General features: G+C 52.3%; 10 protein-coding genes. 5 read left to right on the top strand and 5 right to left on the bottom strand.

What is annotated here, in order from left to right; translation table 11 throughout:
* Nucleotides 1-184: 184 nt before the first annotated feature.
* Nucleotides 185-760, bottom strand: coding sequence for a hypothetical protein (locus NHAL_RS09850; RefSeq protein WP_013032999.1), 576 nt, complete (start codon nt 758-760; stop codon nt 185-187).
* A 146-nt stretch (nt 761-906) separates the two neighbouring features.
* Here NHAL_RS09850 and NHAL_RS09855 point away from each other — a divergent pair, with 146 nt between their 5' ends.
* Nucleotides 907-2,547 (top strand): SagB/ThcOx family dehydrogenase, encoded by a 1,641-nt coding sequence (locus NHAL_RS09855; RefSeq protein ID WP_013033000.1) that lies wholly within the window; start codon nt 907-909, stop codon nt 2,545-2,547.
* 10 nt (nt 2,548-2,557) lie between these two features.
* On the opposite strand, the gene NHAL_RS09860 is transcribed toward NHAL_RS09855, so the two are convergent.
* From NHAL_RS09860 to NHAL_RS19825, 3 genes are all read right to left on the bottom strand, one after another.
* Entirely contained in the window at nt 2,558-3,082 is a 525-nt protein-coding gene (locus NHAL_RS09860) for a urate hydroxylase PuuD (RefSeq protein ID WP_013033001.1), read from the bottom strand.
* A gap of 277 nt (nt 3,083-3,359) precedes the next feature.
* Nucleotides 3,360-4,568, bottom strand: a complete 1,209-nt coding sequence (locus tag NHAL_RS20410) for a CAP domain-containing protein (protein WP_238985327.1) — start codon at nt 4,566-4,568, stop codon at nt 3,360-3,362.
* 304 nt (nt 4,569-4,872) lie between these two features.
* A complete protein-coding gene (locus NHAL_RS19825; protein WP_013033004.1) occupies nt 4,873-7,617 on the bottom strand; it encodes a hybrid sensor histidine kinase/response regulator in 2,745 nt (914 codons plus the stop codon).
* Nucleotides 7,618-7,839: 222 nt separating this feature from the next.
* On the opposite strand from NHAL_RS19825, the gene NHAL_RS09880 reads away from it, so the two are divergent.
* The 4 genes from NHAL_RS09880 to NHAL_RS09895 all read left to right on the top strand — a co-directional run bounded on the left by NHAL_RS09880 (nt 7,840) and on the right by NHAL_RS09895 (nt 13,269).
* Nucleotides 7,840-9,318, top strand: coding sequence for an AAA family ATPase (locus NHAL_RS09880; protein ID WP_013033005.1), 1,479 nt, complete (start codon nt 7,840-7,842; stop codon nt 9,316-9,318).
* 21 nt (nt 9,319-9,339) lie between these two features.
* Nucleotides 9,340-10,329 carry an alpha/beta hydrolase gene (locus NHAL_RS09885; protein WP_013033006.1) on the top strand — a complete coding sequence of 330 codons (990 nt, stop codon included), beginning with the start codon at nt 9,340-9,342 and terminating at the stop codon, nt 10,327-10,329.
* Nucleotides 10,330-10,607: 278 nt separating this feature from the next.
* Nucleotides 10,608-11,162, top strand: a complete 555-nt coding sequence (locus NHAL_RS09890; RefSeq protein ID WP_013033007.1) for a peroxiredoxin family protein — start codon at nt 10,608-10,610, stop codon at nt 11,160-11,162.
* Nucleotides 11,092-13,269, top strand: coding sequence for a PhoX family protein (locus NHAL_RS09895; RefSeq protein ID WP_238985328.1), 2,178 nt, complete (start codon nt 11,092-11,094; stop codon nt 13,267-13,269). The genes NHAL_RS09890 and NHAL_RS09895 overlap by 71 nt, the downstream gene beginning before the upstream one ends.
* A gap of 31 nt (nt 13,270-13,300) precedes the next feature.
* Here NHAL_RS09895 and NHAL_RS09900 read toward each other — a convergent pair whose 3' ends face one another.
* Nucleotides 13,301-14,578: a PQQ-dependent sugar dehydrogenase gene (locus NHAL_RS09900; RefSeq protein ID WP_041354833.1), complete on the bottom strand. Its 1,278-nt coding sequence runs from the start codon at nt 14,576-14,578 to the stop codon at nt 13,301-13,303.
* Nucleotides 14,579-14,693: the final 115 nt, after the last annotated feature.

Genomic DNA, 14,693 nt, shown 5'->3' on the forward strand with positions numbered 1-14,693 from the left:
CATATAGCGTTTCCCTTATAGGAGAAATACGGTTAGATTGAGAATTATAAGGTCCTGTTAGATCAATATTCGTATCTCATCTATTCGGGAAACGCTATGGGCATCCATTTGCGGCTAACTAGGCTAACTAATTGATTCGAAGCTTATCTGTTCCTGATAAGCGGCACTAAGTTAAAGGAAGCTGTTATCGGGGTTTCTTTTCCAGGCGGGGAGGCGTGGGTCCTGAAGTTTCCGCCTCGATAAGCTCCGGGGGTTTGCGTCGGGCCAGGATTCTTCTAGCCGCTTTTCCCGTGAGGGCATCCTGGCGGGCCCGCACTACATAACCGGTTAAAGCACCGCCGGCGGCTAACAGGGTCAGTAGACCAAAAGTAAAGAACTGAAAAGAAAGTAATCCTACTCCAATACCGACGGCGCCAACCACGGTGGCTCCCACCTTGAAATTGGCTTTGGCATGGGCGCGGTTGGTCTCTTTTGCAATCCGCTGCTGAGTTTTTTCGAATGCTTGTCTCTTTTCTTTCTCCGTGGCCACAAGTAACTGTTCTCGTTCTCGAACCAACTTCTCCTTCATCCGCGCTAGGGCATCTTTTTTCATGTGATTGGCGATGGAGCCAAACCAGAAAGCGGTCATAAAACTGGCAATTAAGGCCAGTAGACCGTATAGCTGCCAGTTGGCTTTCGAGCTTTCCACAAAAGCGAAAACAAGGACCGCGGTGGCCGCCTGAACAATGATAATCCCCGGGAGAAACCTGAACATTGACATAAGTGTAAACCTCTCGGGATAGCAACTTGCTAGAGGCAGATAGAGCCCTTACCTGGTAAAAGATAGTCGAGACTGTAATCAATCTCATTATAAGATACCCACAAGATAAGATACCCACAAGGTGATTTGCGAGATGATGATGAATTATGGATAAACCCCAGGAAAAAACAGCCCCAGATCGGGTCCGGCAATACCACCAGCGGAGTAAACATCATTTAAACCGCTACGCCAGGGGGCCGGGAGGGCTCGACTGGGCCACTCAGCCCGATCCCTTCCGGCGTTATGAAGGGTGCGACTATGTGGATTTGCCCCTTACCGCAGATAGTTTGCAAACTCCTTACCCGGCGCTATATCGCCCCCAGGCGATACCGCCCCAGCCCTTGACCCTGGAGACGGTTGCCGCCTTGTTTGAACTGAGTTTTGGCATTTCGGCCTGGAAGCAATATGGGGAGTCCCGTTGGGCGCTGCGTTGTAATCCTTCCAGTGGGAATCTGCATCCTACGGAGGCCTATGGGATTTTCCCTAACCTAGCGGGCCTTCCTGGTGGAGTTTATCACTATGTGAGTTATGATCATCGCTTGGAGCAGCGTTGTCGTTTCCCCCCAAATTCCTCTGAACCGTCGCTCCCTGAGGGGGCGTTGTTAGTCGGTTTGTCCTCCATTCACTGGCGGGAGGCTTGGAAGTATGGGGAACGGGCCTATCGTTACTGCCAGCATGATGTGGGACATGCCCTGGCCGCTGTCGCTTATGCCGCTGCCACTTTGGGCTGGTCGGTTCGGCTTCTGCCCCACTGGAGTGATGATGACATTGCGACCCTGTTAGGGTTAAATCGGGAAGCAGACTACCGGGGGGCGGAGCAAGAGCATCCCGATCTGGTGCTCCTGGTGGGACCCAATCTCGAAGGTTTTGAGGCTCTCCCCCCAGAATCCTGGCTAGCAAAGGCTGCAGCAGGCCAATGGCAGGGGCAGGCCAATGCTTTGAGCCCCCACCATCGGTTTGAATGGCCCATCATCGAGGAAGTAGCTGAGGCTTGCCGCAAGCCCCCTACCCAGGAAACCCCTTGGTGTGCCCCCCCACTGCCTGAGCCTTTGCCGACCAGGGACAGGTTTTTAGCGGCCCATCTTATCCGTCAACGCCGCAGCGCCCAGGCCCTGGATGGGGTGACGGCCATTCCGGCTCCAACCTTCTTTCGGATGCTAGAGATGACCTTGCCTCGGCCCGGGTGCCCCCCTTGGATGGCCTGGCCCTGGGCACCCCGGATTCACCTGGCGCTGTTTGTCCACCGGGTAGAGGGCCTCTCTCCAGGTTTGTATCTCCTAATGCGCCGCCCCGATGTCCCCTTACAGACTGCCCTGGGCGAGGAATTTTTATGGCAGCGCCCAGATCATTGCCCCGACCATTTGGCCCTTTACCAGTTAGTGGAGGGCGATGCCCGGCGGGCGGCAGGCATCATTTCCTGTCATCAAGCCATTGCCGCCGACGGGGCCTTTAGTTTGGGCATGATAGGCGAGTTTGAAGAGGCCCTGGATGCAGGTCCTTGGGGTTACCGGCGGCTTTTTTGGGAAGCGGGTTTAATCGGACAAATACTCTATCTGGAAGCAGAGGCGGCTGGTGTTCGGGGGACAGGAATTGGCTGCTATTTTGATGATGCCCTGCACCAAACCCTAGGGTTGAGAGGGACTCAGTTTCAAAGCATGTACCATTTTACTTTGGGAGGCCCCCTTGAGGACACCCGCTTGCAAACTTTGCCCCCCTACGCCCATTTGCCTGAGCGAAGGAGGGCATAACCATTCCTAGCTAAAAGGGCAAGCCGTGAGTGGCGGCCCCCATAAATAAAAGCATGGGGATGGAGAGCATGGTATTGGTGCGGGAGGCGAGAAAGGCGACCCGCTTGGCCTTGGCCTTTTGTTCCTCAGTGGCCGGAACCAAACCCAATACTTTCTTCTGATTGCGCCAAATTGGCCCCCAAACATTAAGCAACATAATCGTCCCTAACCAAGCCCCCATCCCAATGGTGGTCAAGGCAACATCATTAGCCCCAATACCCAGGGTGAAGGCCCCATGCAAACTATATTGAGGCGCCGCCATTAAATAGTAAGCCCCGGACAGCCAAGTCACCAGTGCTGACCATCTAAACCACGCCAAAGCCCGAGGGGCGATGTATTTGCTGATGGCGGCGGGGCCTGGTCCCTTTTTATCCTTAGTTGCTTCAGCGAGGGCGGGGACCTGGACAAAATTAAAATAGTAAAGCAATCCGATCCAGGTGATGCCTGCGAGAAAGTGCAACCAACGATCAAGGGCAAGTGAGGTCATGGATTCCATAGGATTATCTCCATTAAGTTGAAGAGCCCGAATAATTCACGAGATCACCACAAAGGCACGAAGAGCACAAAGAAATTAAAAGCTTATTTGTGTCCTTTGTGTTTTGGTGGTGCAAAAAGCAGGTTAGCCGCCTGCTATTATTTTGATAATGAAAGTCAGCACTGCCGCCAGGACGAACCCGGAAATAATCGTGCCCAGAATAGAATTCAAGGGGTTCATTGTCTCCTCCCGCTTTCTAAATCAGTCGTGGTTCTTTTAAAAATTAACAATTTACCACCTATCGGCACCCTAGGGTAAGAGTCCAGTAGTGGCGATAAGTACTCTCTTCTTTATAGACGTAACCCACCCCCAGTTCGCAGTAGTTGGCATTTAAGATGTTACGCCTATGTCCTGAGCTATTCATCCAGCCCGCGAGCACCGCTTGGGGTGAAGTATATCCTGCAGCAACATTTTCTCCTGCGGTACGATATGAGTAACCTGCATCCGTCATCCGGGTAAAGGGAGTCGAGCCATCTGAGCCTGTGTGGCTGAGAAAATTGTTTTGGGCCATATCTTCAGAATGTCTTTTGGCCGCAGCCACCAGAGCGTTATGAATCGTCAGTGAAGAAAGATTATTTTTTTGTCTTTCTTGGTTAATCAACTGGATAAGTTCCTGTTCTTGTGGAAGGAGGCTATGGCTGTCATTATCATCGGCCGATTCCACCATTTCCGGGGGAGGGGGCTGGGATTGCTCTGGGGTTTTTGTTTTAAAAGCGGTAATTTTGGCAATGTCTTTGCCAATGCTTAAATCACTGGCAATAGGGACAGGGGTATCCTCTTCTACAGCGGTGGGAGGATCAAAAATTTCTAAGCTGTGCTCCCCGTTGGCCTGGGAACGGACAATCGCAATTTCATCTTCCCCATCATCATCAAAATCCCCAGCAGCAAGACCATGAGGAATAATGTCTCTTCCCAGGTTGCTATAGCTCAGTAAGGGTAGCCCAAGATCCTCAGAGATAGGGTGAGGGGGTTGATAAATTTCGACGCTAAAGGTGTCATCCGGATTTTTCTTGGCGATGACCAATTCGTCTTTTCCGTCACCCACCCAATCACCGGCGCTTAGGCCCACGATATTATTGCCAATCTCGGAAACATCTGCGATTGCTAAAGCATTTCCCCTGATAGTGGTGGGAAGATCGTAAACCACCAATTGATAGTTCCCCTCTGGATGCCGGTGAATGAGGGCAACTTCTTTTTGGGGATCAGAATCACAATCACAGAAGGTAGCAAATTGGGTATTTCGCCCTAAATATCGATCCTCCGCTAGCAAGCGAAAAGAAAGTGATCTCTCCTCAGCAGTGGCTGCATAGAGATAAAGGCCGTTAACACCATTTCTTCCTTGAGGGATGAAAAGGAATTCATCGCCTTCTATACCGTTGATATCTTCTGTCGCAAAACTTGGAATATTTCCGAAGATATGGACATCTTGAAAGAGTTTAGCGCCCATGCCGCCTTCGGTTTCAAGCGGCGGGTTATATATTTGAAGAGTTAGCGCTGGTTGGTTAGCATTATTTTTGATTATGGCGAGTTTTTCTTCTGTGGCCAAAACGGTCGTAGAGAGCAAAAATAATATTAATATAAAGAGAGCACCACGAAGTCTTCTTGGGTTGTGGTACATAAAAGTCCCCCTGATTTGTCTATTGTTGTCGGCAAGTGGTATTTTCCCGAAACGCCTATGAGCGCAAATATTTCAATAGCTTAAAGACAAGCAAGCGTTGGCCCGTTAGAAAATTATTCAAGTAGAGCTGATTCTAGCCGGTACCCTCTTGCGGAAGGCGTGAGGCAAGTAGGGTTTCTACCATCTCGATATCTATAGGTTTTAACAGGTAGTGATCGAAACCCGCCTGCTCGGAGCGATCCCGGTATCCTTCTAGATCATGGCCCGTCCATGCAATCAACATCATTTCTTCTCGGAAATATTTCTCCCGAAGACGACGAGCTGTTTCATAACCATCCATGCCCGGCATGCTAATATCCAGGAATACTACCTCGGGCTGGAAATTCTGCGCCGCTTCAATAGCGGAGGGGCCATCAGGCGCCATCATGACTTCATGCCCCAAAGCTTCCAGCAGCAGGGCAAAGGATGCGCGGACATCTGGTTCGTCATCGACCACCAGGATGCGACGTAAACCTTGACTCCGTACGGTGCTGGGGGCGGGCGGTATTTCCTGAGAAGTGGATTCCAGGATAAGCGGCAGATGGATTGTAAACTCACTTCCCCGTCCCGGTCCTTCACTAAGCGCGAAAGCTTTTCCCCCATGCATTTCGGTTAAACGGTGGACCAGGGTCAGCCCTAGCCCTAGGCCGCTTTGGGCTTGATCCAAGGAGCGGTCAGCTTGGGTGAAGATATCAAAAATATAGGGTAGTTTCTCGGGCAAAATCCCCACCCCATTATCCCGTACCCGGATAATCGCCTCGCCCTCCTGGGATTGAGCTACCTGCAACTGGATATGGCCGCCTGATGGAGTATAGTTAACCGCATTGTTGAGCAAATTAGCGACTATTTGCACTAATCGCACGGGATCTGCCTCCACTTTAAGTGGCTGCGCCGGGAGCGACAGGGTCAGCTCATGACGAGCGCTTTCAATGGCAGGCTGAGCGGTTTCAACCGCCTGCATTACCACCTCTTTAAGTTCCACCGGTTGGGTTTTAAGATTGATTTTCCCGGTGACGATCCGGGCCACATTGAGCAGATCATTCACCAAGCGGGTCAGGTGTTTGGCCTGCCGATCAATGATGTCGATGCTCTTACTCTGAATAGCCGGATGATGGAGGTGCATCCGCATAAGCTCCACCGCATTGCAGATAGGGGCAAGAGGATTACGCAGCTCATGGCCTAGCATGGCCAGGAATTCATTTTTGCAGCGGTCGGTTTCTTTGAGGGCTTCTTGAATGTGGACCAGATCATGAATGTCGGAGCAGGCGCCGAACCACTTGGTGATCTGGCCGGTTTCATTGCGGATGGGATGGGCGCGGCCCTGAAACCAGCGGTAGCGGCCGTTGCCATCGCGAAGCCGATATTGGGCTTCAAACAGCTCACCGGTTTCCACTGAGTGCCTCCAGCGGGTTTTTACCTGTTCCAAGTCATCAGGATGGAGGGCCGCCATCCAGCCAGAACCCTCTGCTGCTTCGGGAGTCAGCCGGGTGTGTTCGTAAAAGCGGGGATTGGTGTATTCTCTGGAACCATCCGGGCGGCTGGTGAAGATAATGTCCGGTACCGTTTCAGCCATTACTCGGAAGCGCTCCTCGCTTTCCCGGAGGGCCTCTTCAGCTTGCCGCTGTTCGGTGATATCGAAAATTAATCCGGCGATGGCGGTGGCATATTCCTGGGAGTTGCGTTTTACTGTGGTGCTGACCACCCGCCACCACCGCCATGAACTGTCCTTGTGTCGCAGGCGGTACTCTTGGCGGAGGACGGGAATTAAATCCTGAACAAAATCATGATAAGCCTGTAGAGTCCGTTCCCGATCTTCAGGATGCAGCCGCTGCTCCCACCAATCCCAACGCTCCGGCACAGGGGGTATCTCATCTAATGAGTACCCCAGCATTTCGGCGAATCGTCTATCGACGGTCCCCCAACTGAGGTCGGTGGCAAACTCATAATAGCTGGCATTGCTGGCTTGAATAACCGCGCTCTGCCGCCGTCGGCTCTCGCTCAGGGCTTGCTCGGCCCGCTTGCGCTCGGTAATGTCCATAAACGCGCCTATGCATCCTCGAACTTGGCCTTTTTCATCGAAGAGGGGGGAGGCGTAACCATAGATGCTGGTTGCTGAGCCGTCATTGAAGACCAGATCAAATTCTGAATCCCGGACTTCCACGCCATGGGTTGCAGCATATTGCAGTGGAAGTTCCTGGGGTGGAATTTCATGGCCGTTTCGGCAAACCTTATAATTTAGCGGGCGTTCATTGGGCGGGGCTGTTTTTGACAGATTAACCTGGGGAGGGAGTTGCAGTAACTTATGGGCGGTTGGATTACCGGTGATGCGTTGGCATTCAGGATCATGGGCGAAGACAATTCCCAGGGGGAGGACCTCCATGAGTTTTTCGATTTCCTCAGCCCGCTCCCGCAGTTGCCTTTCCATCTGTTTGCGTTCCGAAATATTTCGGAAAAAGACCGAGAGGCCATCGGCTGAAGGGTAAGCGTCACACTCATACCAAAGGGCAGAGGGAAAATAGAAGGCTTCAAAATGGACCGGAATGTTTTCTTCCATGGCCCGATGAAGTTGAGTATAAAAATCAGTTTCTTTGGCTTCAGGAAAGAGCCCCCAACACACCTGACCTAAGATTTCCTCCAGGGGTTTGTCCATGAGGCGTATTGCGGCTGGGTTGATATAAGTGAGGCGCCACTGTTGATCGATTAAAACAAAGGCATCGGTGATGCTGTCCAAGATATTTTCGATGTTGGGGGGCGTCTTCCAAAAGGTTTCCATGGATTGTTTCCCCTTGGCAGCCGTTTGTACTAAGAGTTTCTGCTTATTTTTTCCTTGATTTTTCATGGCGATTTGCTGCCTCGCTCCTAAGTGGATAAATCCCCTTTAAATAAAAATCATAGGATCACGGCAATCAGGCAATAAAGTTCCGCCCCGAAGTATTTGATTTTGAAAGCTGAAAGAAAGTGATTCCGGGAGAAAACGAAAATTTTGAGAGCACCTTCAGCCGATTTTTTTGCTACCGATAAAATTTCAACCAAAATAAATCAAGCACTTGAGTAGCACACAATGAGCGACCATTACGATATCGAACTTTTGATTAAATCCCATATCCCCATCATCGTTATTGAAACCCATGAAGAACTGCGTGCGGTAGAACTATTAACCCAAATTACACGGCGCTTGGCTAGGCCGGTGTTTAAGTGGAGTGTGACCGAAGGTTTGAGACGCCTCGACCAGGATTACGCTCCACAACGCCATAATAGTCAACCGCTCGATGTCCTGCAGCACATTAAGGCGGTTTCCCTGCCGGGTCTTTTTATTCTCGCTGATTTTCATCCCTATTTGGAGGATCCTCTCCATGTGCGTTTATTGAAGGATATTGCCCTTACTTGTGAGGTGAGGAAACACACGCTGGTGTTGTTGAGCCATCATCTTGATATTCCCCCAGAATTGCATAAATTTTCAGCCCGGGCCGTGTTAACCCTACCCAGCCCCTCAGAACTGCACGCCCTCGTGCGAGAGGTGGCTAGAGAATGGTCCCTGCACCACAGCGGCCAATCAGTTAAGGCCGATCCGGAGGCCCTTCAAATGCTGGTGAGTAACTTGTCTGGCTTAACCTATAGGGATGCTAAGCGGTTGGCTCGCAATGCAATTTTTAATGATGGGGCGATTACCCAAAGTGATCTGCAGCGGGTGATGAAGGCAAAATATGAGCTTCTCAACCAGAAAGGGGTCCTTGCCTTTGAGTATGATACGGCACGTTTTTCTGAGGTCGGCGGTTTTAAGCGGCTTAAGCACTGGCTTGAGCAGCGCCGCCGCCCCGTAACGGACGGCTTGCCGTCGCCCCCTCTTGGGGTGCCAAAGGGAATTTTACTGCTAGGCGTGCAAGGATGCGGTAAGAGCTTGGCCGCGAAGGCAGTTGCAGGGACTTGGGCCATTCCGTTGTTGCGGCTCGATTTTGGTACCCTTTATAATAAATTCTTTGGCGAGACCGAGCGTAACCTGCGGGAGTCCTTAAAAACTGCTGAAGCCATGGCACCCTGCGTGCTCTGGGCTGATGAAATTGAAAAGGGAGTCTCCACCGATGGCTCGGACAACGCCACTTCGCGCCGCGTGTTAGGGACTTTATTGACTTGGTTGGCAGAGAAAAAAAAACCTGTATTTATCGTTGCAACCGCTAATGATATTGAGGCTTTGCCGCCGGAACTGGTCCGCAAAGGCCGCTTTGATGAGATATTTTTTGTTGATTTACCGGATCAATCTGCCCGTGAAGCCATTTTCCGTATTCATTTAGTCAACCGAAATGGGGATGGAGCGGCGATTGATATTCCCTCTCTTGCGTCAATGAGTGAAGGGTTTTCCGGTGCAGAAATCGAACAGGTGATTGTTTCCGCCTATTACTCCGCCCATGCACAAAATCTCACCCTGAATACCCAAACCATCGCCGCTGAGATTGCGCTGACGCGGCCATTATCAGTGACGATGGCGGAGAAGATTGCCTACTTGCGCTCTTGGGCGGCCGAGCGGACAGTGCCGTGTGATTAACTACTTGCTTAAGGGTATGCGATGTTACTTCGAGTTCTTGGTAATATGTTGTTGCTTTTATTGCTGTTAATGCTAGTGGGGTGTATTCCCCGTATGCAGCGTCTAGGTGAACCGGTGCAAATGCCAAGACTTGAGGCAAAGCGGTTTATCACCGCAGATGGTGAAATCCTTCCCATGCGCGCTTGGCTCCCGGAGGAGAAAGCCACCTCCGTGGTGGTTGCCATTCATGGATTTAATGATTACAGCCACGCTTTTGAGGCGGTTGGAACTTACTTAGCCCAACATGGCGTGGCCGTCTATGCCTATGATCAGCGGGGATTTGGCGCTACCCGGCAGCGGGGAATTTGGCCCGGTGTTGAGTTGCTTGCCAGTGATCTTAAGGCCTTTATCAAAGCCGTGGGCGCCCAATATCGGAATCAGCCCCTTTATCTTTTAGGCGAAAGCATGGGGGGAGCCGTTGCCATGGTGACGATGGCTGCCCCGGATGCGCCCCCCGTGGAGCGTTTGATCCTAGTCGCTCCGGCGGTTTGGGGAGGGCAAAGCATGAATGGGTTTTACCGCTCAGTATTATGGGTGTCAGCCCATACGGTACCTTGGTTGAGGGTAAGTGGGCGAGGTTTGAAGATCAGAGCTTCGGATAATAACGAAATGCTGAAGCAAATGCGTGCTGATCCTCTGGTGATTAAGAAGACCCGAATCGATGCCCTCTATGGGGTGGTTCATCTCATGGATAGGGCTAGGGCGGCCATATCCCAACTCTATACCCCCACCCTGGTTTTGTATGGAAACCGGGATCAAGTGATTCCTAAACAGCCGGTTTGCCGTCTCCTGGAAGAAATCCCTGGACCCCGCTCGGCGGCTTTTTATCCAGAGGGTTACCATATGTTGTTACGGGATCGGGAGGCTGAACAAGTTTGGCAAGACTTGGCTGAATGGCTGCAGGTCCCTGCTCGGGTATTCAGCTCTAGCACTCCAGCCGGATGTTTGCCCTTGCTGGCTCAAATGGATTAAACAATCAGGGACGGTCAATTGCTTGCGAGTGGTTTCCCCTGGCATAATCCTAATAGCATTTCTCGTTTAATTGAGAGACCTAAGGCGCTCGGGGCAGACGCAACCAGACACGCTGTCAATCCATCCCTGGAAGCTCGACGTCGGCGTCCCTGCCGCCGACGGTCTGGTCACGCTGACCCCAAGCCCAATGGAGTTCTATCTAAATGGGAACCATTATAGAAACGTAGGATAATCAGTTAATTCATCCAAAATAATAGAGAGATTTAAAGAGGTGGGACATGCGGTCGAGCGGAACTTTGGCGCCTGAGTGGAATATCGCCCAATGGTTTAATACCAGCCAGCCCTTGCAATTGGCTGATCTTCGTGGAAAAGTCGTGGTTATCCATGCTTTTCAAATGCTTTGCCCTGGATGTGTGGTCCATGGTTTGCCCCAGACTCAGAAAATTTATAACACTTTTGATGCCAATGATGTCGCCGTAATCGGTTTGCATACGGTGTTCGAGCACCATGAAGTGATGACTCCCCAGGCCCTTGAAGCCTTTATTCACGAGTATCGTTACACCTTTCCCATAGGGGTCGATCAGCCGGATGGGCAGTCGGGACCCCCCCTGACCATGCGGGCCTATGGGATGCACGGAACCCCCACCCTGATCTTGATTGATCACAATGGCTATATCCGCAAGCATAGTTTTGGTCGTGATGACGATATGGGGATAGGGGCTGATATTGCGACCCTTATCAGTGAAGCCAAGGGAGCTGCGGTTGAACCGTCTACCCCTGAAGAGGGGCGTGCTGGGGGTGGCGGTTGCGATGAAGAAAAATGTACCGCTTAGATGCTCTGATGACGTGGAAGAAGATCCCAATACCCTAACCCCGGATCAGGCGGAGCCTCCGACCGCGGGGGAATCCATTGGGACCATTCTCGAGCGCCGCCTCAAGCGGCGCACCGTGCTCAAAGGAGTCGGGGTGGTGGCGGCCGCTCCCGTGCTTTCCTTGCTCCCTTCCCTCTGGACCCCGGAACGGGCGCAGGCAGCTCCTAAGGGGGGGTTAGGATTTACGCCTATTGCCGGCAGCAGTGCCGATAAAGTCATCGTGCCGGAGGGTTACCAGGCCAGGGTACTGCTTTCCTGGGGTAAGGCACTGTTTTCCGGGGTCCCGGATCTGGACACCGGGCATTTAGATATCCTGTTGACTCCCCAGGGGGCGGAACTTCAGGCGAAGCAGTTTGGTTATAACTGCGATTTCAACGGTTTTTTCTCCCTATTCCAGGCTCGTTCCTTCCGGGGATTATTGGCCACCAACCATGAGTTTACCACCGAGGAACTCATGTTTCCCGGCTGGCCTGGCGATGATGCTCCGGCTCGGGCCAGTTTCATACGTCAATTTCCCGCCGTGGTTTCGGTCATGAAAGCAGCCCATGGGGTGTCCATTGTCGAAGTGATTCGGCGGGATGACCAATGGCATTTTAAGCAGGATTCCCCCTTTAATCGTCGGATTACGGGGGAGACTCCCATGGAGCTGACTGGACCGGCTGCCGGGCATGATTTACTGCAAACGGCGGCCGATCCTTCCGGTAAACAGGTTTTGGGCACTCTGAATAATTGCGCCGGCGGCAAAACCCCCTGGGGGACGTTGCTGACCTGTGAGGAAAACTTTGATCAATACTTCGGCAATCTTGAAGGGTTAATAAAACAGGCGGAGGAAGAGGGAGAAAACAGAACGGAATTAGAGAAATATGCGGTCTTTCACGAGCGTTTGCCCCTGCCGAGGGAATTAAGCCGCCGGGGCTGGGAGCTGGTTGATAAGCGCTTTGATGTGGCTGCACATCCCACCGAGGCCTTTCGCTTTGGCTGGGTCGTTGAAATTGATCCCTATCACCCTGATACCGTTCCCAAGAAAAGAACTGCCCTAGGCCGGTTTAAACACGAAGGGGCGAATGTGGTGGTGGCGCCGGAAGGCCGGGTAGCGGTCTACTCTGGCGATGATACGCCCTTTGAATATATCTACAAATTTGTGAGCGATAAGGCCTACGATCCCCAGAACCGGTCCCATAATCTGACCCTACTGGATCAGGGCACCCTCTATGTGGCCCGCTTTAGGGATGATGGCACCGGGGAATGGTTGCCTTTGGTGTTTGGGCAGGCTCCCCTTGATGAGGATCATGGTTTTACCAGCCAAGCGGAAGTGTTGATTAACACCCGGCGGGCGGCTGATCTGGTGGGAGCGACTCCCATGGATCGACCTGAAGATATTGAAACGAATCCAGTCAATGGCAAAATTTATGTCCCCTTGACTAACAATCCTTGGCGCGGCGCGGAAGTGAATATTTTCAATGGCCGCCGGATTTCGGGAGCGGCGGATGCCAAAAATCCGCGTACCCCGAACAAATCGGGTCATATTATTGAAATGACCGAGGATTCCCATGATCCGACGGCGCTTACCTTTAGCTGGGAAATCTTTATTCTTTGCGGTAACCCTTCTGCTCCGGAAGGCAAGTTCTTAACTTCTTTAACCAGTGAGGGGAGGATCGGTCCCCAGGATACCTATTTTGGAGGTTATCCGGCCGCCTCCCGGATTAACCCCCTCGGCTCCCCGGACAATTTGGCCTTCGACCGTCTAGGCAACTTATGGATCGCCACGGATGGTAAACCTGATGTCCTAAACCTCTCCGAGCCTATTAACAATGGCCTCTATGGAGTGCCCACGGCAGGTAAAAACAGGGGATGGGTGCGCCAGTTTCTGAGCGGCCCCAAAGGATGCGAGGTGTGTGGGCCGGAATTTACTCCGGATAACCAGACTCTCTTTGTCAGTATCCAACATCCGGGAGAAGGGGGGACCCTCAGCAAAAGGATCAGTGACTGGCCTGAGGGTAAGGGCCGGCCTCCGCGGCCTAGTGTCCTTGCCATCACCAAAACCGATGGGGATAAAATTGGAAGCTAACAAGTTCATTTTCATTGTTGAACCGCGCTAGTTAGCAGTCGCACGCTTTATAGAGAATACGGTAAATGCGTCCCCCTTGGTCATCGCTGATATAAAGGGAACCATCCGGTCCTTCAGCGATTCCCACGGGTCGGTGGGCCGCAGCGCGGGGATTCTTGTGTTGAGCGGCAAAACCTTCTGCGAACACTTCCCAGGCGCCGGCGGGGTTTTTGTCCTTAAAGGGGGCGAAGACAAGATGATAGCCGCCTTGGGGCAGTGGGGCCCGATTCCAAGAGCCGTGGAAGGCAATGAATGCACCTCCCTGATATTTTTTCGGGAACTGGTTGCCGGAATAAAAGTGCAAGCCATTGGGAGCCCAATGGGCGGGAAAAGCTATCAACGGATTTTGTTTCTCCTGGCAGCGGCCCACCGCTTTCCCATCTCCCCCGTATTCGGGGGCTAAGACTTTTTGGTTCAGCGCCGGGTCATGGTAGCAGTAGGGCCAGCCAAAATCCCTATGTTCTTCGATACGCACCAACTCCTCTGAGGGTTTTTCCGCATTCTGGGTCTCGTCGAAATGGGGCCACAGATTTAACTGATCCCGCCCGTGGACCACACCATAAAGTTTGCCGTCTTGGGGGCGAATCGCAAGGGCAACTGTATTGCGAAGGCCGGTGGCAAAGCGAGCCCCGTCTTGTTGATCCTGACGGGGCTGATGGGCGTCAAAGCGCCAAATTCCAGCGCGGGTGTCAAGTTCGTTGCACGGATCTTTTCCCGGTGAGCCCGCAGCCCGATCCTGTTTTTGACAGGCGTTGGAGGGGGAGCCAATATTGACGTAAAGCCCCCCTTCAGAATCGAAAGCGATGCTTTTGGCCCGATGACTCGGGGCTGCTGGCAGCCCTTGGACAATGGTCTCGGCCGCCCCCGCAGGCTCCAAATCTCCAGCCCGCCATGGATAGCGTATGATGGTGTCATGGGTGGAGAAATAAAGATAATCTTTATGAAATTCCACGTCACTTCCAGGGCCGTTGCCAAAACGCTTTTTTACGTCGGCAACGCCATCCCCTGTGGTGTCCCGTAGCGCCAGGACTCCACCTGACTTATTGGTGGTGCCAATGGCAATGAATATATCCCCATTGGGGGCAACTGTTAAATGGCGTGCTCGGCCCACTTGGTCCGCCACGATAAGGGCGCAAAAGCCTTTAGGTAAGATGAGCCCCCCGTTATCTGGATTGCAAGCCGGCTGTGCTAGCGTGGCGGTAGAGAGCAAGATACAGAAAAATAGCATGAAGGCTCCCCAAGCGGGGACGTTATTTCGTCTTTTTGCCATGGAGTTGCTCCAAGAGTGGGGATATCTATTCGCGGTTTATTTTAGGGTTAGTTGGGACAACACTGTGGGCAGTCAAAGTGACAGAATAGGCGAGGGGAGAGGAAATTGCCACTCC

This window comes from Nitrosococcus halophilus Nc 4 (genome assembly GCF_000024725.1).
GTDB classification, from domain to species: domain Bacteria; phylum Pseudomonadota; class Gammaproteobacteria; order Nitrosococcales; family Nitrosococcaceae; genus Nitrosococcus; species Nitrosococcus halophilus.